Genomic DNA, 23,601 nt, shown 5'->3' on the forward strand with positions numbered 1-23,601 from the left:
TCACGTTCAGGTGTCCACCGGTCCTGACATCGAGGCCGGCAGCCGTTTCAGCGGCGGCCCAGCAAGCGCTTCATCCGGTACTGCATCCCCCACACGGTGGTCCGCCACAGCGCTTCGGCGACGATGTTCGTGCTCATCTTCGACGCCCCGAGTTCGCGTTCGACGAAGGTGATCGGGACCTCGACGACCTTCAGTCCGGCGCGCACCGTCCGCCATGCCAGGTCCACCTGAAAGGTGTAGCCGGCACTGGCGACCGTGGAAAGCTCTATACGCTCCAGCGTCTCGCGACGGAAGAGCCGGTAGCCGCCGGTGGCGTCCGCGAGCTTCATGCCGGTGACCAGCCGGACCCAGGTGTTGCCGCCCTTGGACAGGATCTCGCGGTGCTTGGGCCAGCCGACCGTCTTGCCGCCGCGCACATAGCGCGAGCCCAGGACCAGATCCGCGTTCTGCTCCACCAACGCCTTGAGCAGCGCCGGGAAGTCCTCGGGGCGGTGCGAGCCGTCGGCGTCCATCTCGCAGATGACGTCGTATTCGTGCTCGATCCCCCAGGCGAACCCGGCCAGGTAGGCCTTGCCCAGTCCCTCCTTGCCGGCCCGGTGCAGAACCTTGACCCGCTCATCGGAGTCGGCGAGTTCGTCCGCGAGCTTGCCCGTGCCGTCCGGGGAGTTGTCGTCGGCCACGAGTACGTGCACGTCCGGGTTCGCGGCGTGGACGCGCGCGACGATCGTCGGCAGGTTCTCCGCCTCGTTGTAGGTCGGGATGATCACCAGGACGCGCGGGTTCGTCACCGGGCTCGGCCTTTCGCAGCGGTCTGGAGGTCGGCGTCGTCAGCGGGCCCGCTCGGAGCCCGGTCGCCGTCCGGGGCACCCGGCAGGGTATCTGCCGGAGTTCTGAATGCCGGAATCAAGGCCCGAGTACGCCGGAGTGTCGTGGCGGCGCCGCCCAGACCGATCGCGGCCAGCAGCCCGAGCAGTGCGAGCACGTACTCCGGCCAGGCGCCGACCCGGTCGGCCAGGGTGATCGCGGTGTTGCGGCGCACCTGCGTGTCCAGGTAGCGCGCCTGGTACTCGCCGGTCTGCGCGAGGATCTTGCCGTGCGGGTCGATGACCGCCGACACCCCCGAGGTCGCGGCCTCCATGGTCCAGCGGCCGTGCTCGACGGCGCGGAAGCGGGCGATCGCCAGCTGCTGGTAGGTCTGGCCGGTGCCCATGTAGGAGGCGTTGTTGCTGGGGACCAGCAGGACCTGGCCGCCGCCCTTGACCGCGTTGCGGACCACGTCGTCGTAGGCGACCTCGAAGCAGATGACGGCGGCGACGGTGACCCCGCCGAGGGTCAGCACGCCCTTGCCGTGGCCGGGGACGAAGTCGCGCGGGATCATGTTGAAGCGCTTGATCATCTTGGTCAGGATGTCGCGGAAGGGCAGGTACTCGCCGAACGGCACCAGGTGGGTCTTGTCGTAGGTGGCGCCCATCCCGCCGTCCGCGCCCGGCGTCCAGACGATCAGCCGGTTCAGCACGTTGGTCCCCGCGGCGTTGGCGTTGATGACCGCGCCGACCAGCACCGGCACGCCCACGTCGTCGACCGCCTGCTGGATCTGGTCCGCGACGCCGGGATCGGAGTAGGGGTCCATGTCCGAGCCGTTCTCCGGCCAGACCACCAGGTCGGGCTTGACCGCCTTGCCCGAGCGGATGTCGGCGGCCAGGACCTCGGTCTCCTTGACATGGTTGTCCAGGACCGCGGCCTCCTGCTCGTCGCGGCCGAAGCCGACGCGCGGCACGTTGCCCTGGATCAGCGCGATGCGCACCGGCGTGCCGGAATCCGGGTTCTGCAACGGCACGGCGAAGCCGAGGGCGGGGACCACCAGCGCCCCGGCGACGAGCGCGGCGACCCATCTGAGCCCGTCGCGCCGGTCGCGCCGCAGCACCACCACCGCGCGCCACAGCAGCGCGCCGGACAGCGCCACCGCGAAGGTCACCAGCGGCGCGCCGCCGACGGCCGCGAGCGGCGTGAACGGCGAGTCCGGCTGGGAGAACGCCAGCCGTCCCCAGGAGAAGCCGCCGAAGGGCCAGCGCGAGCGGCCGTACTCCTCGGTGACCCACAGGCACGCCTGCCACAGCGGCGCGAAGCGCGTCAGCGACACCCGCGCCATGCCCCACCCGAACGGGATGAAGTACAGCGACTCGACGAGGCCGACCGCTTCCTGGGCGCCGGGCCCGAAGACGCGCAGCCACTGGAACATGACCCAGCAGAAGCCGGTCCCGAACCAGAAGCCGATGAGCATCCCGCGCCGTCCGGTCCGGCCGGAGACCATGGCCGAGAACGCCGCGACCGCGATCGGGGCGACCGGCCACCAGCCGACGGGGGCGAACGCCAGGTTCAGCGCCGCCCCGGCCAGCAGCGCCAGCGCCGCCAGCCGCACCGCCTCGGCGCTCGGCCGGCCGGGCCGCCGGAACCACCGCCGCCGGCGGGTACCGGCCTCATCCACGTTCGCCACCTGCGGGACCCACCCTAGAAAAGATCTGCGGACACACGTTGACCGCACCCTATACGAGCAGGGTCTGAATCCCAGGGTCTCAAGATTGGGGCGCTCGGGAAACAGTCTTCACCTGGCGGAAAGCCGGAAGACACCTTCGGCGGTGAGCATGAGGACGGTCGAGAACAGCTTCACCAGCGGGAACGCCTGCGGCGCAAGCTGGGGGACGCGCTCGCGGTACGCGCTGACGTGCGCGGGTGCCCCGGTCGCACGCGAAAACCCGGCGGCACCCTTCGGACCGGCTGCGGACCCGTTGGTTGCGAGTCCCGCACGCCGTTGTCTACTGGATCCGCCGGGTTCCCGGTGAAGACCCACCATCTTTCGCCGCATCCGCCGCCATGCCCCCGTCCAGACGCTCCGGCGCCGGATCGCACCGCGGCGAGACAGGACCACCGTGCGACGCGTGCGGCCGGTGGACGTGGTCACCGACGCTACCCGGACTGCAGGGACTCCTGTCAACCAGTGATCCGACCAGTCGTGGCCTGCGCGAACGCGACAAAGGCGCAGGTCAGGATGGCGTCCCGGAAAGCGGGCGACGCGGACGACGATCACTCGGAAGGGCGCGGGGGATATTTGTGACCGAACCGTGCTCAAGCGCGGGGCGGGCGGCGGCGGGCGGCCGGCGGCGGCGCCTCAACACCTCAACATCGCGTGCCGTGCTCAGCGGCATCGCACGGGCACTTCACCCGCGCCGCGCCGACGTTTTCCGGCGCTCCGCCCGCCTCGCGCCCTGTCCTCTCGCGCCTACCCCTCCGCGAGCCGCCCCGAGTCGAACACCGTCCGCCCCCGCACCACCGTGCGCGCCGCGGTCGGCAGCGGACGCCCCGGCGTCAGGTCCGGGAGTCCCGGCACGCCCGAGCGCGGGTCGGTGGACCACGCCGAGAGCCGCTCGTCGGCCGCCTGCACCACCACGTCCTGCGGCGCGACGTCCCACACCGCGAACGTCGCCGGCTCGCCGACCCGCAGCACGCCGGTCGCGGTCGCCGCCGCGCCGAGCGCGCGCCAGCCGCCGCGGGTGTGCGCGGCGAACGCCGCCCGGACCGAGATGCGGTGCTCGGGGGTCTGGTGGAACGCCGCGGCGCGTACCGTGCCCCAGGGGTCCAGCGGCGTCACCGGGGCGTCCGAGCCGAACGCCAGCGGCACGCCGGCCTTCTGCAGCGCCGCGAAGGGGTTCATCGCCTGCGCGCGCTGCGCGCCGAGGCGCTCCACGTACATGCCGTCCGGGCCGCCCCACGCCGCGTCGAACGCCGGCTGCACGCTCGCCACGATGCCGAAGTCGAGCAGCCGCTGGATGCCGCCGTCCGGGATCATCTCGGCGTGCTCCACGCGGTGTCCGATCCGGTACAGCGCGTCGCGCCCGACCTTCGCGGCGGCCGCGTCGAAGCCGTCCAGGAGCGCGGACATCGCCGCGTCGCCGATCGCGTGGAAGCCCGCCTGCATCCCGGCCTGCGTGCATTCGACCACGTGCGCCGCCACCTCCTCAGCGCTCGCATACGCGGCGCCGAGGGTGTCCTTGTCGGCGTAGGCGTGGGCCAGGCAGGCGGTGTGCGAGCCGATCGCGCCGTCCAGGAACAGGTCCCCGCCGGCGCCGACCGCGCCGAGGAACGCCGCCTTCTCCGCTCCGCCGAACTCGCCCCAGTAGCCGAAGACCTCGGGCCCGATTCCCGCCAGCCCGGAGGCCAGCACCTGCAGGAAGTCCGCCTCGCCGCCGATGTCCGGGCCGCCGCACTCGTGCAGCGCGCCGATCCCCAGTTCCGCCGCCCGGCGCAGCGCAGCCGCCTGCAACTCGCCGCGCACGGTCGGGCTCAGCATGCTGAAGGCCGCCTTGCGCACCAGGTGGTGTGCCTGCTGGCGCAGCTGCCCGGACTCGTCGAAGCCGACCGCGCCGCGCACGTCCGGGACCGCGGCGATCAGCGCCGAGGACGCCAGCGCGCTGTGCACGTCGGCGCGCGACAGATACGCCGGCCGACCGCCGACCGCGCGGTCCAGTTCGGCGAGGGAGGGCGCGCGGCGCTCGGGCCAGCGCGATTCGTCCCATCCCTGGCCGATCACCGTCTCGCCGGCCGGGACGGTCGCGGCGAAGGCGGCGATGCGGTCCAGGGCGGCGGTCAGCGAGGGCGTGTCGTGCAGGTCCAGCCCGGCCACCGCGAGGCCGGTGGAGGTCAGGTGCACGTGGGCGTCGACGAACGCCGGGGTCACCAGCGCGCCGCGCAGCTCGACGATCTCGTCGACGGAGTCGGCGTGCGCCACGTCCGCCGCGCTGTCCGAGCCGAGCCAGGCCACCGCGCCGTCCTCGACCAGCATCGCCGTGGCGAACGGCTCCTCCGGCGAGTGAATGGTCCCACCGCGCAGCAGGACGCGGGCCGGGGTCGGACGGTCGGGGTCGGGCAGGGCGGTGTTCGTCATACCGGACAGTGTCTCGTATGCGGACGGGTGTCGAGGTGCGGCTCGAGCCCGCCGCTCAGGCCGGCGTCGTCCCGCGCATCCGGGCCTCGAACGGCGTGGACAGGACGACCGTGGTCCGGGTGGACACCTCGGCCGCGGTGCGGATCCGGGACAGCAGGGACTCCAGCTGGCCCGGCGTGCCGACGCGCACCTTGAGGATGTAGTTCTCGTCCCCGGCGACGCTGTAGCAGTCCTCGACCTCTTCCAGACCCTTGAGCCGGTCCGGCACGTCGTCCGGCGCCGCCGGGTCGATGGGCTTGACCGAGATGAACGCCGTCAGGCTCAAGCCCAGCGCCTCGGGGTCCACCACGGCCCGGAATCCCCGCAGCACGCCGCGCTCCTCCAGCTTCTGCACCCGCTGGTGCACCGCCGAGGTCGACAACCCGATCAGCTTGCCGAGGTCGGTGTAGCTCATCCGGCCGTCGGCGACCAGGGCCGCCACGATGTGCCTGTCGATATCGTCCACGCGCCCACGGTAAATCCTGCGGTGCCCGGCCGCCTACACGGCATAGCCTGCCGGTCGTCGCGATCTACTCGGCCATTTCCGGATTCGGCTTGAGTCTCCATCTACGGGAGGCCGGAAGGTACCTGTCATGAGCGAAGCCCTCTACACCATCGGCGACTTGGCGCGGCGCACCGGACTGCCGGTGAAGACCATCCGCTTCTACGCCGACGAGGGCATCGTCCCCGAAACCGGCCGCACCCCGGCCGGCTACCGCGTCTACGACATCGGCGCCATAGCCCGCCTGGACCTGGTCCGCACCCTGCGCGAGCTCGGCGTGGACCTCCCGACCGTCCGGCGCGTGCTGGCGCGCGAGACGACACTGGCCGAGGTCGCAGCCGCGCACGCGGAGGCACTGGACGTCCAGCTTCGCACACTGCGACTCCGGCGCGCGGTGCTCGGCGCGGTAGCCGCCCGGGGTGCCACCCACCAGGAGATGGACCTGATGCACAGAATCGCCCGCATGTCCGACCTCGAACGCAAGCGCGTCATCGAGGACTTCATCGAGGACACCTTCAGCGGCATCGACGCGAACCCAGAGCTCGTCGAACTGGTCCGCGCCGCCACCCCCGACCTCCCCGACGACGCCACCCCCGAGCAGGTCGAAGCCTGGATCGAACTCGCCGAACTGACCCAGGACCCAGACTTCCGCACCAGCGTCCGCGCGATGGCCCAGTACCAAGCCGCCGAACGCGCCGAAGGCGACACGACAGGCCTGCACCACGAACTGACAGCCCTGGTCCGCGAACGCATCACCCAAGCCATCACCGACGGCATCGACCCGCAATCCCCCGCCGCCGACCCCATCATCGCCGAGCTCGGAGCCCAATACGCCACCACCTTCGGCAAGCCAGACGACCCGGCCCTGCGCGCATGGCTATGGCGCCGCCTGGAGGTAGCAGCCGACCCCCGCGTGGAACGCTACTGGCGCCTCCTCGCAGCGGTGAACCGATGGCCGGAGCCGGAGACCCTCGGCCCGGTGTTCGAGTGGTTCCAGCGCGCTCTCCGGGTCCGGATGGGGCACTTGGAGCGGGACGGGGCAGGCGGGGAGTAGCCGGCTCGGTCGCAAGGCGCGCGGAGGCGGTAAGCGCGAGGCTCAGGATGTTGCAGAATGTCGCAGGGCAGCGGCTTGGTGCGGGGCGCATTGGCAAGCAGGCGGCCGGCTCGCGGGCAGCCATGTGCTCGGCTCACGATGCGGCAGGGCGGCGTTCATCGGCATCGTCGTCCTGTGCATCGCCCTCGCCGCCGCCGGTGCTGTCTCCGTCCCCCTCGCCATCAGCCTCAGCCTCGGCCTCGCCTCGCAGCCAGCGGCGGAGTGTCTCGAAGTCGGCGGTGGTCAGTCCGAGGAGGGCGCGGACGTGGTGGACCAGGGCGCGGCCGGGGTGGTGTTGGGCGATCCAGTCTTGGTCGGCGGTGGTGACTTCGTCGTCGGCCCAGGCGAAGTCGCGGCCTCGGGCCCATTGGACGATTTGGCGGGTCTTCCAGTGGAGGTCGAAGTGGGCGTCGAGGGCGAGTTCGGCGGTGGTCGGGTCGTGCCACTCCACGACGGGGAGTCGGGGGAGGCCGATGCGGGGGGCGATCTCGATGTTGGCGCTGTGTTCCCAGGCTGTGGCCCATACGAGGTCGGCTGGGAGGGCGGACAGGGTGCGGCCCAGGTCGTCGCGGAGGTCGTCGGGTTCGGCGCCGAGGGGGAGGACGACCCCGTCGACGTCGAGGAACAGCAGCGGCGCGCTCATACCGACCACGGTATGTCAGTGTCCTCAGAATGCCAGGGGGTGCGGGGGATCACGCCACCGTACGCCCTCGTACGCCACGGCAGTCAGACCCCTGCTCTAGCGTGGGGTACGTCCCGGCGGGTGGCTCGCGGAGTAGCCTGAGGGCCAGTTATCTATCGCCGTCAGTCAGCTCAGTCAGCTCAGTCAGCTTCACGAGAGGAACGTCGCGTGCCGCAGAAGGCGAAGCCGGCGGGTGCGGAGGGCGCCTCGATCGAGGCGTGGACCGAGCGCGTCATCACCGAGCGGGAGGTCAGCAAGGCGCGGGCGCGGCAGCTGCGCTGGGTCGCCGGGGAGCTGGCGCTGGTGCGCAACCACGAGGAGTTCCCGTTCCGGGACGCCTCGAGCGCCGCCGATCTGCTGCAGCCCGGGGCGATAAGCGCCTACCTCGATCTCGCCGCGCGCGGTGAGCTGCGGCGGCGGGCCAAGGCCGGCGACGCCCGCGCGACCAACGCCTCCATGCGCATCCGGGCCGACTGCCTGAAGATCCTCGGCGAGCACGCCGGGGTGCTGGTCGCCGTCGCCGACCGGCCCGGGCTGCCGGAGCTGCGCGAGACCGTGGACGGACCGTCGCGCTCCCAGTTGCGCGACTTCCTCGCCAGCCGCGCCGAGCACGTCGGCGCCCCGGCGGCGCGGGTCCGGCTGTTCGCGCTGATCGGCGTGGAGCTGGACACCGGCGCACGCGTGGGGGAACTCGCGGCGCTGACCCTGGCCGACCTCGCCGACGATCTCAGCACCCTGCGCATCGTCCGCCGCCCGCAGGCCCGCACCGTCAGCGAAGCGGTGCACGACACCGTCAAGCTCTCCGACGGCAGCCGCGCGGCCCTGCGAGCCTGGCTCGAGGTACGCGAGACGCTCGTCGAGCCGCTGCACGGAAACGCCAAGGCCCTGTGGGTCTCGGTCATGCCCAACCACGCCGGGCGCCTCAACGTCGAGGGCGAGGCGATCCGCCGCCCCCCGGGCATGCCCCTGATGCCGCGCGGCATGCAGCGCGCCTACACCCGCGCGGTCGTGGAGGCGAACATGAACCTGGCCGGCTCCCCCGGCTGGATCCCGCTGCCGGTCCGCTTCGAGCAGCTGCGGCGGGCGGTCACCGAACGCCAGCGGCGCGACCAGGATCAGGACCACCAGACCGGGGACACCGACCGCACCGACACCACCGACATCGCAGGCTGACAACCTCCCACCCACAAAACTGCGGCGGCCCGTGGAGAAATCCACGGACCGCCGCTCCCCTATGTACTAACGCATGTCCTAACGCAGGATTCAGCAGCCGCTGCTGAAGGTACCCCGTGCGCTGATGACGTTACTGCTGCGGCGGCTGCTGGCCGGGCATGTAACCGGGCTGCACGGCCTGCGTCGGCTGGTTGGCCGCCGGGTCGTTGTAGCCGCCCCACTGCTGGCCGCCCTGCTGGGGCGGCTGCGGGTTGCCCCACTGCTGCTGCCCCGGCTGCTGGTCCTGGGCCCGCGGCGGCTGCTGCTGGCCCTGCTGCCCCTGCTGCTGGCCCCAGCCGGCCTGCTGGCCCTGCTGCGGCTGGCCGTAGCCCTGCTGCCCCGGCTGGCCGTAGCCGGCCTGCTGGCCGTAGCCCGGCTGCTGGTAGCCGCCCTGGCCGAAGCCCGCGGCCGAGCCCGCGGCGGTGGCGCCGGCCTGGTTGATCGACAGCTGCGCCAGGACCGCGAACACCACCGCGATCAGCGCGGCGGCCAGCGCGACGTACGCGCCGATGCCCAGGCCGATCGAGTACTTGGTGCCGGGCGGCAGGCCCTCGTTCAGGATCTGCTTCTTGGCGTCGGAGGCCTTGCCGTTGAAGTACAGCGCGCCGATGACGGCGAACACGAACGCCCCGCCGCTGCCGCCGACCGCGATCCAGCCGGACAGCGGGGTCTTCATCGTGAACACCATGACCACGCCGGCGATCGCCACGACCGCGGCGATCAGCAGGAGCCAGCCCCAGATCGGGGTGACGCCGCTGTCGCCGGTGTCGGCGCCCTTGACCGAGGTGGAGGCCGAGCCGATCCCGTTGATCGTGCTGGTGACGCTCCGGCCCTCGGCGGTGATCTTCACGCTGGCCCAGGCCAGGAAGACCATGATCGCGGCGACCGCGGCCAGGGCCCCGGTGGCGTAGAAGCCCCAGACCTTGCCCCACACCGTGGGGCTCGCGCCGGCGCCGGTGCCGCCGCTGTAGGAGGAGGAGGCACTCCCGTACTGCTGCTGGGCCGGCTGCGCCTGCCCGTACTGGGGCTGCTGCTGCTGCGCGCCCCCCCATTGCCCGCCCTGCTGCTGCGCGGGCTGCGGCTGACCCCAGCCCTGCTGTTGCGGCTGTCCGGGCTGCTGTCCCCATCCCCCTGGCTGCTGGGGGTAGTTCTGATTCGGCTGCTGCGTCATGGGCAGCACGGTACATGGTCCGCCGATGTACTGATAAGACGATCGGCGACCCGACGTCGGAAGGCCCCGATTCGTCCCGGTCTGGGAATGCCGGGTTCGCGCTCGGGGCCCGCCGTTTTACGTATGCGCTTGTACGGTGCCTGTCATCGCGCCTGTACTGGGCGGCCGAGGCCGCCCGGCACCGCGGACGATCACAGTCTCATCACAGCACCAGACTGATCACACTTCATCACGGACGAGTGAGGTTCCTACTGATAACGAGACGCTGCACCTGATTGGTTCCCTCGACGATCTGCAGCACCTTCGCCTCGCGCATGTAGCGCTCGACGGGGAAGTCGGCGGTGTATCCGTACCCGCCGAAGACCTGCACCGCGTCCGTGGTCACCTTCATCGCCATATCCGTACAGAACAGCTTGGCCATGGCGGCCTCGGTCCCGTACGGCAGCCCCGCGTCCCGGCGCCGCGCCGCCGCCAGGTACGCCGCGCGCCCGACCGCCACCGCCGTGGCCATGTCGGCGAGCATGAAGCCCACGCCCTGGAACTCGGCGATCGCGTGCCCGAACTGGCGCCGGGAGGTGGCGTACTCCACCGCCGCGTCCAGCGCCGCCTGCGCGACCCCGACCGCGCACGCCGCGATTCCCAGCCGCCCGGCCTCCAGCGCGGACAGCGCGATGGAGAAGCCCTGGCCCTCCGCGCCGAGCAGCCGGTCGGCCGGAACCCGAGCGCCGTCCAGCAGCACCTGCGCCGTCACCGACCCGCGCATGCCCATCTTCTTCTCGGGCTTGCCGAAGCCCAGGCCCGGCGTGCCGTTCTCGGCCAGCAGGGCGCTGATTCCCTTGGCGCCGTCGTCGGAGGTGCGCACCATCAGGGTGTAGAAGTCGGCCTGGCCGGAGTGCGTGATCCACGCTTTCGTGCCGGTGACCGCGTATTCGTCCCCTGAGCGCACCGCGCGGGTCGTCAGCGCCGCGGCGTCGGACCCGGACTGCGGCTCGGACAGGCAGTACGCCCCGAGCTGGTCCCCGCCGAGCATACCCGGCAGCCACTTCGCCTTCTGCTCGGCCGATCCATAGTTCGCCAGGCCGTAGCAGGCCAGCGAGTGCACTGAGACGCCCAGTCCGATGGTAAGCCAAGTACGCGCCAGCTCCTCGACCACCTGGAGGTAGACCTCGTAGGGCTGACCGCCGCCCCCGTACTCCTCGTCGTAGGGCAGGCCCAGCAGACCGGCCTGGCCGAGGGTCCGGAACACCTCGCGGGGGAAGCGCTCGGCGGCCTCGTACTCGGCCGCGCGCGGCGCCAGCTCCTTGGCGCAAAGATCCTGAACCAGCCCAAATAGGGCACGCGACTCATCGCTGGGGAGAGTCCGCTCGACGGCGACCATCAGAGGTCCACCACCACGAGCTCGCGGGTGGTCAGGTTGAGGCGCTCGCCGCCGTCTTGGGTGCACACCGCGATGTCCTCGATGCGCGCGCCGTGCTTGCCCGCGAGGTAGATGCCGGGCTCGATGGAGAAGGCCATGCCGGGCTCCAGCGGACGCGCGGAACCGGAGACGATGTACGGCTCCTCGTGCGTCTCCAGGCCGATGCCGTGGCCGGTGCGGTGGATGAACTGCTCGCCGTAGCCGGCGGCGGTGATCAGGTCGCGGCCGACGGCGTCCAACTCCTCGGCGGTGATGCCGGGGCGGATGGCGTCGCACTGCGCCTTCTGCGCGGCCAGCAGGACCGCGAAGTATTCGGCGTACTCCGCCGAGGGCGCGCCGAGGCTGTAGTCGCGCGTGGAGTCCGAGCAGTAGCCGTCGGGCATGGCTCCGCCGATGTCGACGACGACCTGGTCCCCGGCCTGGATCACGCGGTCGGAGAGCTCGTGGTGCGGGGAGGCGCCGTTCGGGCCGGAGCCGACGATCACGAAGTCGACCGTGACGTGCCCGGCGGCCAGGATCGCGTCGGCGATGTCCTGCCCGACCTCGCGCTCGGTGCGCCCGGGCCGCAGCCACTCGGGCACCCGGCGGTGCACGGAGTCGATGGCGGCCGCCGCCGCACGCAGGGACTCCACCTCCGCCGCGGTCTTGCGCATGCGCAGGTCGCCCAGCACCTCGCCGGCCAGTGCCTGCTCGGCGTCCGGCAGCACGCGCCGGAAGTTCAGGACCTTCTCGGCCCACATGTGGTTGTCCAGCCCGACGGTCCGTGCCGAGCCCGGCAGCCGCGAGGCCACCAGCGCGTAGGGATCGTCGGTCTCGGCCCAGGCCAGGATGTCCAGCCCGAGGCCGCCCAGGGGCGAGGCCTCGGCGGCGGGCTTCTCCAGGGCCGGGACGACCATCAGGGGGTCGCCGCTCGCGGGCAGAACCAGACAGGTCAGCCGCTCCAGCGGCAGCGCCTCGTAGCCGGTCAGGTAGCGCAGGTCGGCACCAGGGCTGATCAGGAGGGCGTCCATACCGGCCTCGGCGGCAGCCTTTTGGGCGCGGGCCAGGCGGTCGGTCAGATCATGTGTGTGGTGTGTCACGAGGGTCAGGATAGTGGCCGCGCGGAGATCCATCGATGCGGCAGGAATCACCCGATGTCCGGCGTGCTGCCCACCGAAGCGCGCCGGCGCACCACACGCCACAGCGGCACCGCCGTAACGGCCACGAACAGGCCGAACAGCGACATCGGCAGCAGACCGACCGGCGCCCAGAAGAGGCCGGGGTCGGCGCGGATGGCGGACCCGTTGTAGTACCAGTTCGACGCCAGGTCGAGGGTCATGATCGCGACGCCGAGCGGGACGACCGCCGGCCGGGCTCGCAGCGCGAGGCACACCGCGAGCGAGTCCCACAGGACCAGCGAATAGTAGAGCACCTGGGAGGGCCACCGGACCCCGTCGTAGGTGTGCACGCCGCCGCCGGCGATCTGCGCGACGTGCGAGCCGGCGCCTTCCAGGAAGCCGGCGGCGTACCCCGCGAGCGCCACCTTCGCCCAGGTCGGCACGCCGATCCAGCGAGCCGGCAGCCGGCGCCGTATGCCAGTTTCCACCGCGTCAGCTTCGCATCCCGCTCCACCGCGACAGGTCCCCACCCCGGGACTACCGTGAGCCTCATGAGCGCGAAAGCCGCCGCGATCGGCATCGTCGTCGCGGACCTGTCCGTGTCCGTCGCCTTCTACGAGCACTTCGGCCTCGTCTTCAGCGACCCCGAACACGGCCACACCGAGGCCGGCCTCGGCGGAGCCCTGCGCCTGATGCTGGACACCGAGGAGTCGATCCAGAACTTCACCTCGGCCTGGACCCGGCCGTTCGGCAGCCCGCGCACCACCGTGTGTTTCCAGTTCGAGACGGCGCACGACGTCGACGCGAAATTCGCCGAGCTGATGGAGGCCGGCTACCACGGTCTGCGCGGGCCCTGGGACGCCCCTTGGGGGCAGCGCTACGCCTCGGTGATCGATCCCGACGGCAGCGGTGTGGACCTTTTCGCTCTGATTTAGGGTCCCCTCCAGGGTCCCCCGAAGCAACGAATCGGTTACGGAACCTTGACGCCCACCGCCGCACGGAGCACCCTCTGAGCAATCCCATGAGAGCGCTCTCACGCCTCGCGCACAATCGGATGAGAGCGCTCTCACTCCATCGCACCTCACTCCGTGGCCGCCGCGCGCGGTCCACTTCAGGAGGCATTAACAATGCTCAGGGCACGGAAGCGTTCTGCCGCGGCAATCGCCCTGCTCGTCTCCGGCGCGATGCTCGCGTCCGGGTGCAGCAGCAGCAAGTCGTCCTCGTCAAGCACCAAGACCACCACCGACAGCGGCCAGCAGATCACGCTGAAGGTCGGCCTGTTCGGGACGTTCGGCTTCAAGGAGGCCGGACTTTACGACCAGTACATGAAGCTGCACCCGAACATCAAGATCGTCGAAGACAGCGTCGAGGACGAGGGCCAGTACTACACCTCGCTGCAGACCCACCTGTCGGCCGGCAGCGGCCTGGACGACATCCAGGGCATCGAGGTCGGCCGCATCGCCGACGTCGACCAGAACCTCTCCAGCAAGTTCGTCGACCTGAACTCCCTGGGCGCGGCGAGCCTGAAGAGCAACTTCTACCCGGCGAAGTGGTCCGCCGCGACCACCTCCGACGGCAAGGTCATGGCGCTGGGCACGGACTACGGACCGCTGGCCATCTGCTACCGCACCGACCTGTTCAAGGCCGCGGGCCTGCCGACCGACAGCGCCGGTGTCAGCGCGCTGTGGCCGGACTGGAACAGCTACGTCCAGACCGGGCTGAAGTACAAGGCGAAGGCTCCGGCCAACCAGGCCTGGACCGACACCGCCGGCGGTACGTTCAACGCGATCGTCGGACAGTCGGCGAACCAGTACTACGACAGCTCCGGCAAGGAGATCGCGGACACCAACCCGGCCGTGCAGAACGCCTGGAACATCGCGATGCAGCTGTCCACCCAGGGTCTGACCGCGAAGCTGAGCCAGTTCACGCCGGCCTGGAACCAGGCCTTCACCACCGGCTCGTTCGCCACGATCGCGTGCCCGGCGTGGATGACCGGCTACATCAAGAGCGAGGCCGGGGCGATGACCGGCGACTGGGGCGTGGCCAAGATCCCCGGCGGCACCGGCGACTGGGGCGGGTCCTACCTGGCCATCCCCAAGGCTTCCAAGCACCAGAAGGAGGCCTACGACCTGATCAACTGGCTGACCAACCCGGACCAGCAGAAGACCATGTTCACCAGCCAGGGCCACTTCCCGTCCTCGCAGACGGCGGCCCAGGACCCGTCCATCGCCTCGCACACCGACCCCTACTTCGGCGACTCGCCGCTGGGTCAGATCTACGCCGCCTCCGCGGCCACGATCCCGCAGGCCGTGCTCGGCGCCAAGGACGGGACGATCAAGGACACCTTCTCCAAGGCGATCACCCGCGTGGAGGCCCAGGGCCAGGCGCCGCAAGCCTCGTGGACGAAGGCCTTGTCCGACATCAAGGCCGCTACCAGCGGCTGATCGATCACCCGGTGGCAGCCGGCGGTCCGTCCTCGGGGCGTGAGGACGGACCGCCGGGTGCCCATTCTCCTCCCGATCAAGGCCGCGCCCGCCGGCGCGCCCCCTTCCAGCAGCGAACCCGTACGCGAATGACGAGGACGAAGCATGGCCGTGGCGACCACAGAATCCCCCTTGGAGAAAGCCCTGCCCCCGCCGGGCGGCCGCTCCTGGCGCAGTAGGCGGGCCCGGTGGGACCTGAAGTTCTCCCCCTACGCGTTCGTCTCCCCGTTCTTCGTCCTGTTCGCGGCCTTCGGTCTGTACCCGCTGATCTGGACCGCCTGGACCTCGCTGCACAAGGTCGAGCTGGAGAACCCGGACCAGTCCACCTGGGTGGGCCTGAAGAACTACACAGACCTGCTGAGCGACCACAACTTCTGGAACGCCTTCCGCAACACCTTCCAGATGGGTGTGCTCTCCACGGTCCCGCAGCTGATGATGGCGCTGGGCCTGGCGCACCTGCTGAACTACAAACTGCGCGGCCGCACCTTCTGGCGGGTGGCGGTCCTGTCGCCGTTCGCCACGTCGGTGGCCGCCGCGACCCTGGTCTTCGCCCAGCTGTTCGGCCGCGATTACGGCTTCATCAACTGGGTCCTGCACTTCGCGGGCATCCACGCCATCGACTTCCAGAACGGCACCTGGTCGGCGCAGATCGCCATCTCGGTGATCGTCACCTGGCGCTGGACCGGCTACAACGCGCTGATCTACCTGGCGGCGATGCAGTCCATCCCCGCCGAGCAGTACGAGAGCGCGGCGATGGACGGCGCGAACCGCTGGCAGCAGTTCCGCCACGTGACCGTCCCCGGCCTGCGCCCGACGATCGTGTTCACCATCGTGGTGTCCACCATCGGCGCCAGCCAGCTGTTCGGCGAGCCGCTGCTGTTCAGCGGCGGCGGCAGCAACCCGGAGATGGGCGGCGTGAGCCGGCAGTACCAGACCCTGTCCATGTACTTCTACGAACGCGGATTCACCGACCAACACCTGGGACGGGCCGCCGCGATCGCCTGGGCGATGTTCCTGATGATCGTGCTGTTCGTCCTGATCAACACCCTGTTGGCCCGCCGCACGCGGTCGGCGAAGTGAGGAGCGTGCGCTGACATGGCGACAGTGATACCGACGGCCCCACGGCGGGCCAAACGCCGCGACCGCAAGAGCGGCGTGAACCAGGCCGGCAAGCAGATGCACGGCTCCAAGCTCACCTACGTGATCCTCGCCGTCGTGGTGCTGATCTCGATCTTCCCGTTCTACTGGACCATCCTGGCGGCCTCGACCTCGAACACCGAGATCAACAAGGTCCCGCCGAACTGGCTGCCCGGCGGCAACCTGTTCAAGAACTTCCACGCCGCGCTGAACAACGTGGACATGGGCAAGGCCTTGGTGAACTCGCTCATCGTCTCCGGCTGCGTGGCGGCCGGCACGGTGATGTTCTCCACGCTGGCCGGGTTCGCCTTCGCCAAGCTGCGCTTCCGGTTCCGGAGCGTCCTGCTGGGTCTGACCATCGGCACCATGATGGTGCCCTACCAGCTGGGCATCGTCCCGCTGTTCCTGCTGATGACCAAGCTCGGCTGGAGCGACCACCTGCAGTCGGTGATCTTCCCGACGCTGGTCAGCGCGTTCGGCGTGTTCTTCATGCGGCAGTACCTGCTCAACGCGCTGCCCGACGAGCTGGTCGAGGCCGGCCGGGTGGACGGCGCCTCCTCCCTGCGCATCTTTTTGTCGGTCGTGGTGCCCATCGCCCGGCCGGCGATGGCGGTGCTCGGGATGCTGACCTTCATGGCCAGCTGGAACGACTTCTTCTGGCCCATCGTGGTGCTGACCAGCGACAACCCCACGGTGCAGGTGGCCATCGACAACCTCGGGTCCGGGTACGTCCCGGACGAGTCGATCATCATGGCCGGCACATTGTTGGGGACGCTGCCGGTGCTCGCGGTGTTCATCGTCCTGGGCCGGCAGATCGTCGGCGGGATCATGCAAGGAGCGGTCAAGGGATGAGCGACGGGGTCTTTCCAGAAAACTTCCTGTGGGGCGCGGCCACGGCGGCGTACCAGATCGAGGGCGCGGCCGCCGAGGGCGGACGCGGACCGTCGATCTGGGACACGTTCAGCCGCACCCCCGGCAAGGTCCTGGCCGGCGACACCGGCGATGTGGCCGCCGACCACTACCACCGGTTCCGCGAGGACGTCGCCCTGATGGGCAAGCTGGGCCTGGGCGCCTACCGGTTCTCCACCGCCTGGCCGCGCGTGCAGCCGGCGGGGCGCGGACCGGCCAACGCCGAAGGGCTGGCCTTCTACGACGAGCTGGTGGACGAGCTGCTCGGCGCCGGCATCGAGCCGGTGCTGACCCTCTACCACTGGGACCTGCCGCAGGCGGTGGAGGACGACGGAGGCTGGGGCGCACGCGACACCGCCTACCGGTTCGCCGAATACGCGCGCCTGGTGGCCGAGCGCTTCGCCGACCGGGTGAAGCAGTGGACCACCCTGAACGAGCCGTTCTGCTCGGCGTTCCTGGGCTACGCCTCCGGCGTGCACGCCCCGGGCCGGCACGAGCCGGAGGTCGCGCTGCGTGCGGCGCACCACCTGCTGCTCGGGCACGGCCTGGCGCTGCGCGCGCTGCGCGAGACGCTCCCGGCCGAGGCGCAGGTCTCGATCACGCTGAACGCGACCGAGTTCCGGCCGCTGACCGACTCCCCGGAGGACGCCGACGCCCAGCGCCGGGTCGACGCGATCCAGAACCGCGTCTTCCTGGACCCGGTGTTCCGCGGCGCCTACCCGGAGGACCTGATCCGCGACACGGCGGCGGTGACCGACTGGTCCTTCGTCGAGCCCGGGGATCTGGAGCTGATCAGCGCCAAGGTGGACCAGCTGGGGATCAACTTCTACAACCCCTCGCTGGTCGCCGCGCCGCTGCCGCCGGGCGCCGAGGCCGGCCCGCGCGACGACGGCCACGGCCAGTCGGAGTACTCGCCGTGGGTGGGCAGCGAGGGCGCGGTGCGCTTCGCCCGGCAGGACGGCGAGCGGACCGCGATGGACTGGGTCGTGGACCCCTCCGGCCTGGTCGACCTGCTGCTGCGGATCCACAACGACTACGGCCCGATACCGATCGCGGTGACCGAGAACGGCGCGGCGTTCGAGGACGTCCCCGGACCCGACGGGGAGGTGGACGACCCGCGCCGGATCGCCTATCTGCAGGCCCACATCGCGGCCGTTCGCGACGCCCTGGCGGCCGGCGTGGACATGCGCGGGTATTTCGTCTGGTCGCTGCTGGATAATTTCGAGTGGAGCTACGGATACTCCAAGCGGTTCGGCATCGTGCGTGTCGATTTCGCGACCGGGAAGCGCGTCGTGAAGGCCTCTGGACAGTGGTACCGCCGGATCGTCGAGGGCAACGGGAGCAGTTTGTGAGCGCGGGGAGCCGGAGCAGTGCGGGCGGGACCGCGTCACCGACGCTGGAGACGGTGGCAGCAGCCGCCGGAGTCTCCCGCGCCACGGTGTCGCGGGTGGTCAACGGCGGCGCGAAGGTCTCCCCGGAGGTCCGCGCCGCGGTCGAGGCGGCCATCGCCGACCTCGGCTACTCCCCCAACCGCGCTGCCCGCTCCCTGGTGACCCGTCGCACCGGCTCGGTGGCCCTGGTGGTCAGCGAGCCGGAGGCGCGGGTGTTCAGCGACCCGATGCTGGCCGGTATCACCCGCGCGATCGGCCAGGCGCTGGCCGAGACCGATCTGCAGCTGGTGCTGATGATGGTCCCGGCGGACTCCGGCCGCCGCCGGCTGACCCGCTACCTGCTCGGCGGGCACGTCGACGGCGTCATGCTGATGTCGCTGCACGGCGACGACCCGCTGGTGAAGGAACTGTCTCTGGCCTCGCTGCCGGTGGTCCTGATGGGCCGCCCGATGAGCCCGCTGCCGATCCCGCACGTGGACTCCGACAGTGTGGACGGCGCCCGCCAGGCCACCCACCACCTGCAGGCGCTGGGGCGCACGAAGATCGCCACCATCGCCGGGCCCTCGGACATGTGCGCCGGCGTGGACCGCCTGCTGGGCTACCGGCAGGCGCTGGACGGTCCGGGCATCGTCGCCCGCGGCGACTTCAGCATGGCCTCCGGGGAGGCCGCGATGACCGAACTGCTGGCCCGCGAGCCGGACGTGGACGGCGTGTTCGCGGCCAGCGACCTGATGGCGGCCGGCGCGCTGCGGGCGCTGCGCGCCGGCGGCCGCCGGGTCCCGGACGACGTGGCCCTGGTCGGCTACGACGACCTGGACGTCGCCGAACTCACCGAACCGCCGCTGACCACGGTCCACCAGCCGCTGTCGGCCATGGCGCGGGCGATGGTCGCCTCGCTGCTGCGGCAGATCGCCGGCGACCGCGCGCCGGAGTCGGTGGTCCTGCCGAACGCACTGGTGGTGCGGTCCTCGGCGTGACTTGGAGCAACTAACACCCAAAGCTGCCGGGCTCCTCGGCATGGGAGTCCGGCGCCCAACGCGGCCCGGCCGGAGTGGTGAGGGATCCGGCCGGGTCGCTTTCAGTTTCCTGACAGCCCGGCGGCAGTCGGCGCACCGAACCGGGCGAGGTAGTGCCACACCCGCTTGAGCGCCTGCGGATCGTGCTTGCCGGTCGCGGCCGCCTCGCCGATCACCCGCGGGGTCAGCAGCCCGTCGGGCGCTATCTCCCGCGCCAGCTCGACGAACTCCGGGCCGCGGTATTCCGGATACCGCGCCATCTCCTCCAGCGTCAGCCGGAACCCGGGATGCCACTGGACCCGGCACGGCAGCTTGCCCGCCAGCTCCTCGACCTCCGTGCCCTGATAGCAGGGATCAAGCACGAGCGCCTCGACGTCGCGGTCCAGCCGCACCTCGCCGTGGACCTGGGCCTCGATGTAGTCGTCGAGGGCGTCGGCGCCGGTGTCGGCGAGCGCCCGGCCGATCAGGTCCAGCGCCGTCGCCACCCCGAAGTGCTCCGGTTCCAGGAAGCTGTCCGGGTAGCAGAACGTCGCGCGCCGCAGCGCCCGCGCGTCGAGCACGAAGTACGCCGATCCGAAGCGCGGCGCGGCTCCCACGGCCTTGCCGCGGAAGTTCAGCGCGCCGTAGACCGGCCGCTGCTCGGCCGCCGCGTCGTCGTACGCGCCGCCGAAGATGCGGCTCTCCCAGCGCCAGCGGTCGCCGCCGGGGTGCGCGGTCAGCCCGCCGTTGCTCGTGCCGGTGACGAACTGCGAGCGGTACACCCCGGCCGCGGCGAGGTCCGCCAGGACCGGCGGCTCGCCCCGGTCCGGGTGGAAGTTCAGCGTGACGCGCAGTGCGGCGTCCACCGGCGCTCCGGTCGAGCGCGCCGTGACGTGGGCGAGCGCGCGCCGCGCCGAGTCCACGATCCCGTCACCCGCATCGCCTGTGTCACCCGCGTCACCCGCGTCACCCGTGTCGCCCAGCATGGCGGCAGTATGCCGCAGGCGACGATCACACGTCTCCGATGATTCCGGCCATCCCCTCCGCCGACAGCAGGTGCCGCGCCGCGAGCCGCACCGCCCCGAGCATCCCGGCGCGCTCCCCCAGCACCGAGGTCTCGATCGCCAGGCTGCGGGTGGCCAGCGGCAGCGCCCGGCGGTAGATCACCGCGCGCACGTCGGCGAGCAGGTCCTCGTGCAGCTTGGCGAGGATGCCGCCGATGACGATGGTGTCCGGGTTGTGGAAGGACACCAGCGAGGCCAGGACCTCGCCGATGCGCTGGCCGGCCAGCCGGACGTGGCGGCGGGCCGCGGCGTGCCCGGCGGAGACCAGGCGGACCACGTCGGCGGCGCGCGCCGCGTCGGCGCCCTGCGCCCGCAGTGCCGCCGCTATCGCCGCGCCGGAGGCGACCGCCTCCACGCAGCCGGTGTTGCCGCAGTGGCAGAGCACGTCCTCGTGCCCGGGCAGCTGGATGTGGCCGATGTCGCCGGCCGCGCCGGAGGCGCCGCGGTGCAGGACGCCGTCGGAGACGATGCCGCAGCCGATGCCGGTGCCGACCTTGACGTACAGCAGGTGCCGGCTGGCCTGGCGGTGCGTGTACTCCCCGAGGGCCATCGCGTTGACGTCGTTGTCGACCAGCACGGGAGCGGCGTAGCGGCCCTCGAAGTACGCCGGGATCCGGCAGCCGTCCCAGCCGGCCATGATCGGCGGGCGCACCACGGTGCCGCTGGCGAACTCCACCGGGCCCGGGACGCCGATCCCGACCGCGCGCAGATGGTCCGCCGGGCGTCCGGCGGCGGCGAGCAGCTCCTCCAGGTCGGTGCGCACCCCGGCCAGGACGGCGTCGGGACCGGCGTTGATGTCGATGGCGCGCTCGCGTTCGGCGAGCACCCGCCCGGACAAGGTGGCGACCGCCAGCCGGCTGTGGGTGGCGCCCAGATCGCAGCCGGCGACCACGATCCGGGCGTCGGACAGGTCCAGCGCCAGCGGCGGGCGGCCGCGGTCGGTGGCCGCCGGCTCGGTCTCGACCAGCAGCCCGCGCTCGATGAGCAGGTCCACCCGCTGGGCTATGGCCGCCCGGGAGAGCCCGGTGGCGCCGACGATCGCCGAACGGGTGGTCGCCGCACCGTCCGCGACCAGCCCGGCGAGCTCGCTCAGCGACGCCATGCGCCGCCTGGCCGCACTGTTCATCAGACCCCTCCCGCCGGCGTCCGGCGGACAGGCGCCGGACGCTTCTTTATGACAGAACTAAGCCTAATGATGCCTCTTGTCAGTCGTAAAGAGCAGCCATATCGTCGATCTCGGAGCCGGTGTGGGTCGGCTCTGGTGGTGATCGAGGCGGGAAACGGCGCTCGGGAGGGCAGATGACGGTGCGGGCGGGCATAGCCGGAGCGGGAATGGTCGCGGCGGTGCACGCCGACGCGATCCGCCGCTCCGGGGGATCCGTCGTCGGCGTCGCGGCCTCCACCCCGGAACGGTCGAAGGCCGCGGTCCCGCGAGTGGGAGCGGACCGCGCCTTCGACTCCGCCGAGGAGTTGGCGATCGCCGACGAGATCGACGTGCTGCACGTCTGCACGCCGAACGCGCTGCACGGGCCGCTGGTCCGCGCGGCGCTGTCGGCCGGCAAGCATGTGGTCTGCGAGAAGCCGCTGTCGCTGACCGGCGCGGACTCCGACATCCTGGTCGAGCTGGCGGCGCGCGCCGGGTTGGTGAACGCGGTCCCGCTGGTCTACCGCTACCACCCGCTGACCGTCGAGGCCCGCGAACGGGTGCGGCGTGAGGAGATCGGCGACATCCGCCTGATCCACGGCCACTATCTGCAGGACTGGCTGGCGCGTCCGGAGGACAACAACTGGCGCGTGGACCCGGCCGTCGGCGGGGCGTCCCGGGCGTTCGCCGACATCGGCTCGCACTGGTGCGACCTGGTCGAGTGGATCAGCGGGCACCGGATCAGCGAGCTGACCGCGGCGACGCAGACCGTGCTGCCCAAGCGCTCGGCCGCCGGCCGGGAGACTTTCACCGGAACCGGCACCGAAAGCGCGGCGGAATCAGCCGAATCGGCGAACTCGGCGGACTCAGCGGACTCGGCGCAGTCCGCCGAAACCTTCGTCACCACCGAGGACGCCGTCCAGGTCCTGTTCCGCACCGACCGCGGCGCGACCGGCGCCCTGGTCGTCTCGCAGGTCTCGCCGGGGCGCAAGAACCGGCTCTGGTTCGAGATCGACGGCGCCGAGCGCAGCCTGTCCTACGACGGCGAGGACCCCGAGTCCCTGCTGCTGGGCGGGCGCGACCGGACCGAGATCGTGCGCCGCGACGCGCTGACGGAGCAGGCGGGGAGGATCAACGCGGTGCCCGCCGGCCACCCGTGGGGCTACCGCGACTGCTTCGCCGCGTTCACCGCGGACGTCTACGCCGCGATCCGGGACCCGGAGACGGCCGCGCGCACGGCGCCGGCGTTCCCGACCTTCGCCGACGCCGCCCGCACCGCCCACATCACCGACGCGGTCCTGAACTCCGCCGCGCACCGCTCCTGGATCGAGGTGTCCTGACATGAAACTGGGCTTTCTGACCGCCTGCCTGCCCCAGGTCCCGCTGGCGGACATCGCCGCCTGGGCCGCCGAAAACGATTACGCCGCCTTGGAAGTCGCCGTCTGGCCGAAGGTCGGCGGGCGCGAGTTCGAGGCCGGCCACATCGACGTCGCGCACTTCGGCGCCGGACAGGCCGAGGAGGTCACCGAGCTGTTCGCCAAGCACCGGCTGACCCTGTCCTCGCTGGCGTACTACGAGAACAACCTGCACCCGGACGAGGGACGGCGCGAGGAGATCGCGGCGCACGTGCTGCACGCGGTGGACGCCGCGGCGCTGCTCGGCGTGGAGACCGTCGGCACGTTCATCGGCCGGCACCCCGGTCTGAGCGTGAAGGAGAACGTCGCGCTGGCCGAGCAGACCTTCCCGCGGCTGGTCGACTACGCCGGGGAGCGCGGCGTGAAGATCATCATCGAGAACTGCGTCATGGAGGGCTGGCACCCCGACGGCTACCCCGGCAACATCGCCTACTCCCCCGAGCTGTGGGAGTGGATGTTCTCGCTCGGGCTCTACCTGAACTACGACCCCTCGCACCTGCTGTGGATCGGGATCGACCCGGTGACCGCGCTCAAGCCCTACGTCGACCGCATCCCGCACGCGCAGGCCAAGGACACCCAGCTGGACCCGCTGGCGCGCGACCGCTACGGCTTCTTCGGCAAGACCCTGAGCCGGGAGCACCCCTGGGACGAGGGCTGGTGGCGCTACCGCGTGCCGGGCCTGGGGCAGGTGGACTGGAGCGGCGTGGTGGACGCGCTGTACGAGGGCGGGTTCACCGGGGTGCTGAGCGTGGAGCACGAGGACCCGGTGTGGGGCGGCACCGAGGAGAAGGTCAAGCAGGGACTGCGGATCGCCCACCGCACGCTCTCGCCGCTCATCGTCGGGTAGCCGGGCGCGGCACCACCCCCGCACGGCGCGCATCACGGTGCGCGCACGCTGTACACCGCTGGAC

General features: G+C 71.3%; 21 protein-coding genes. 10 read left to right on the plus strand and 11 right to left on the minus strand.

The features are described from left to right. Window positions 1-47: 47 nt before the first annotated feature. The 4 genes from CACI_RS26305 to CACI_RS26320 form a co-directional block, all read right to left on the minus strand. Window positions 48-788, minus strand: a complete 741-nt coding sequence (locus tag CACI_RS26305; RefSeq protein ID WP_015793906.1) for a polyprenol monophosphomannose synthase — start codon at window positions 786-788, stop codon at window positions 48-50. Next, window positions 785-2,494 (minus strand): apolipoprotein N-acyltransferase, encoded by a 1,710-nt coding sequence (gene lnt / locus CACI_RS26310; protein ID WP_049871713.1) that lies wholly within the window; start codon window positions 2,492-2,494, stop codon window positions 785-787. Before lnt ends, CACI_RS26305 begins: the two co-directional genes overlap by 4 nt. A 783-nt stretch (window positions 2,495-3,277) precedes the next feature. Beyond that, window positions 3,278-4,939 (minus strand): amidohydrolase, encoded by a 1,662-nt coding sequence (locus CACI_RS26315; protein WP_015793908.1) that lies wholly within the window; start codon window positions 4,937-4,939, stop codon window positions 3,278-3,280. A gap of 55 nt (window positions 4,940-4,994) precedes the next feature. Then, the gene (locus tag CACI_RS26320; RefSeq protein ID WP_015793909.1) at window positions 4,995-5,444 is read right to left on the minus strand and encodes an Lrp/AsnC family transcriptional regulator; all 450 of its coding nucleotides are present in this window, start codon (window positions 5,442-5,444) and stop codon (window positions 4,995-4,997) included. Window positions 5,445-5,571: 127 nt separating this feature from the next. Between CACI_RS26320 and CACI_RS26325 the strand changes: the two genes are divergently transcribed. Continuing rightward, window positions 5,572-6,534 carry a MerR family transcriptional regulator gene (locus tag CACI_RS26325; RefSeq protein ID WP_015793910.1) on the plus strand — a complete coding sequence of 321 codons (963 nt, stop codon included), beginning with the start codon at window positions 5,572-5,574 and terminating at the stop codon, window positions 6,532-6,534. Window positions 6,535-6,667: 133 nt separating this feature from the next. Here CACI_RS26325 and CACI_RS26330 read toward each other — a convergent pair whose 3' ends face one another. Continuing rightward, window positions 6,668-7,216, minus strand: a complete 549-nt coding sequence (locus tag CACI_RS26330; protein WP_015793911.1) for an HAD domain-containing protein — start codon at window positions 7,214-7,216, stop codon at window positions 6,668-6,670. A 207-nt stretch (window positions 7,217-7,423) separates the two neighbouring features. On the opposite strand from CACI_RS26330, the gene CACI_RS26335 reads away from it, so the two are divergent. Further along, window positions 7,424-8,428 carry a tyrosine-type recombinase/integrase gene (locus tag CACI_RS26335; RefSeq protein WP_015793912.1) on the plus strand — a complete coding sequence of 335 codons (1,005 nt, stop codon included), beginning with the start codon at window positions 7,424-7,426 and terminating at the stop codon, window positions 8,426-8,428. Window positions 8,429-8,558: 130 nt separating this feature from the next. Here the strand turns inward: CACI_RS26335 and CACI_RS50275 are convergent, their stop codons facing one another. From CACI_RS50275 to CACI_RS26355, 4 genes are all read right to left on the minus strand, one after another. Beyond that, window positions 8,559-9,638 (minus strand): hypothetical protein, encoded by a 1,080-nt coding sequence (locus tag CACI_RS50275; RefSeq protein ID WP_015793913.1) that lies wholly within the window; start codon window positions 9,636-9,638, stop codon window positions 8,559-8,561. Between the two features lie 229 nt (window positions 9,639-9,867). Continuing rightward, the gene (locus CACI_RS26345; RefSeq protein ID WP_015793914.1) at window positions 9,868-11,016 is read right to left on the minus strand and encodes an acyl-CoA dehydrogenase family protein; all 1,149 of its coding nucleotides are present in this window, start codon (window positions 11,014-11,016) and stop codon (window positions 9,868-9,870) included. Beyond that, complete coding sequence (locus CACI_RS26350; protein ID WP_015793915.1) at window positions 11,016-12,167, minus strand: M24 family metallopeptidase; 1,152 nt, start codon at window positions 12,165-12,167, stop codon at window positions 11,016-11,018. The genes CACI_RS26345 and CACI_RS26350 overlap by 1 nt, the downstream gene beginning before the upstream one ends. A 14-nt stretch (window positions 12,168-12,181) precedes the next feature. Then, window positions 12,182-12,640: a hypothetical protein gene (locus CACI_RS26355; protein ID WP_143765401.1), complete on the minus strand. Its 459-nt coding sequence runs from the start codon at window positions 12,638-12,640 to the stop codon at window positions 12,182-12,184. 63 nt (window positions 12,641-12,703) lie between these two features. On the opposite strand from CACI_RS26355, the gene CACI_RS26360 reads away from it, so the two are divergent. The 6 genes from CACI_RS26360 to CACI_RS26385 all read left to right on the plus strand — a co-directional run bounded on the left by CACI_RS26360 (window position 12,704) and on the right by CACI_RS26385 (window position 19,049). Next, on the plus strand, window positions 12,704-13,087 hold the full coding sequence (locus tag CACI_RS26360) for a VOC family protein (RefSeq protein ID WP_015793917.1): 384 nt from the start codon (window positions 12,704-12,706) through the stop codon (window positions 13,085-13,087). A gap of 192 nt (window positions 13,088-13,279) precedes the next feature. Next, window positions 13,280-14,596, plus strand: a complete 1,317-nt coding sequence (locus CACI_RS26365; RefSeq protein ID WP_015793918.1) for an ABC transporter substrate-binding protein — start codon at window positions 13,280-13,282, stop codon at window positions 14,594-14,596. Window positions 14,597-14,740: 144 nt separating this feature from the next. After that, window positions 14,741-15,715: a carbohydrate ABC transporter permease gene (locus tag CACI_RS26370; RefSeq protein ID WP_015793919.1), complete on the plus strand. Its 975-nt coding sequence runs from the start codon at window positions 14,741-14,743 to the stop codon at window positions 15,713-15,715. 15 nt (window positions 15,716-15,730) lie between these two features. Continuing rightward, entirely contained in the window at window positions 15,731-16,624 is an 894-nt protein-coding gene (locus CACI_RS26375; protein WP_015793920.1) for a carbohydrate ABC transporter permease, read from the plus strand. Continuing rightward, window positions 16,621-18,033: a GH1 family beta-glucosidase gene (locus CACI_RS26380; RefSeq protein ID WP_015793921.1), complete on the plus strand. Its 1,413-nt coding sequence runs from the start codon at window positions 16,621-16,623 to the stop codon at window positions 18,031-18,033. The genes CACI_RS26375 and CACI_RS26380 overlap by 4 nt, the downstream gene beginning before the upstream one ends. After that, complete coding sequence (locus CACI_RS26385) at window positions 18,030-19,049, plus strand: LacI family DNA-binding transcriptional regulator (RefSeq protein WP_015793922.1); 1,020 nt, start codon at window positions 18,030-18,032, stop codon at window positions 19,047-19,049. The genes CACI_RS26380 and CACI_RS26385 overlap by 4 nt, the downstream gene beginning before the upstream one ends. Before the next feature lie 101 nt (window positions 19,050-19,150). Here the strand turns inward: CACI_RS26385 and CACI_RS26390 are convergent, their stop codons facing one another. Beyond that, window positions 19,151-20,053 carry a DUF3626 domain-containing protein gene (locus CACI_RS26390; protein WP_015793923.1) on the minus strand — a complete coding sequence of 301 codons (903 nt, stop codon included), beginning with the start codon at window positions 20,051-20,053 and terminating at the stop codon, window positions 19,151-19,153. 25 nt (window positions 20,054-20,078) lie between these two features. Beyond that, a complete protein-coding gene (locus CACI_RS26395) occupies window positions 20,079-21,257 on the minus strand; it encodes an ROK family protein (protein ID WP_015793924.1) in 1,179 nt (392 codons plus the stop codon). A 173-nt stretch (window positions 21,258-21,430) separates the two neighbouring features. Here CACI_RS26395 and CACI_RS26400 point away from each other — a divergent pair, with 173 nt between their 5' ends. Further along, window positions 21,431-22,615, plus strand: coding sequence for a Gfo/Idh/MocA family protein (locus CACI_RS26400; RefSeq protein WP_015793925.1), 1,185 nt, complete (start codon window positions 21,431-21,433; stop codon window positions 22,613-22,615). 1 nt (window position 22,616) lies between these two features. Then, window positions 22,617-23,537 (plus strand): sugar phosphate isomerase/epimerase family protein, encoded by a 921-nt coding sequence (locus CACI_RS26405; protein WP_015793926.1) that lies wholly within the window; start codon window positions 22,617-22,619, stop codon window positions 23,535-23,537. Window positions 23,538-23,601 lie beyond the last annotated feature (64 nt).

This window comes from Catenulispora acidiphila DSM 44928 (assembly GCF_000024025.1).
Taxonomy (GTDB): Bacteria; Actinomycetota; Actinomycetes; order Streptomycetales; family Catenulisporaceae; genus Catenulispora; species Catenulispora acidiphila.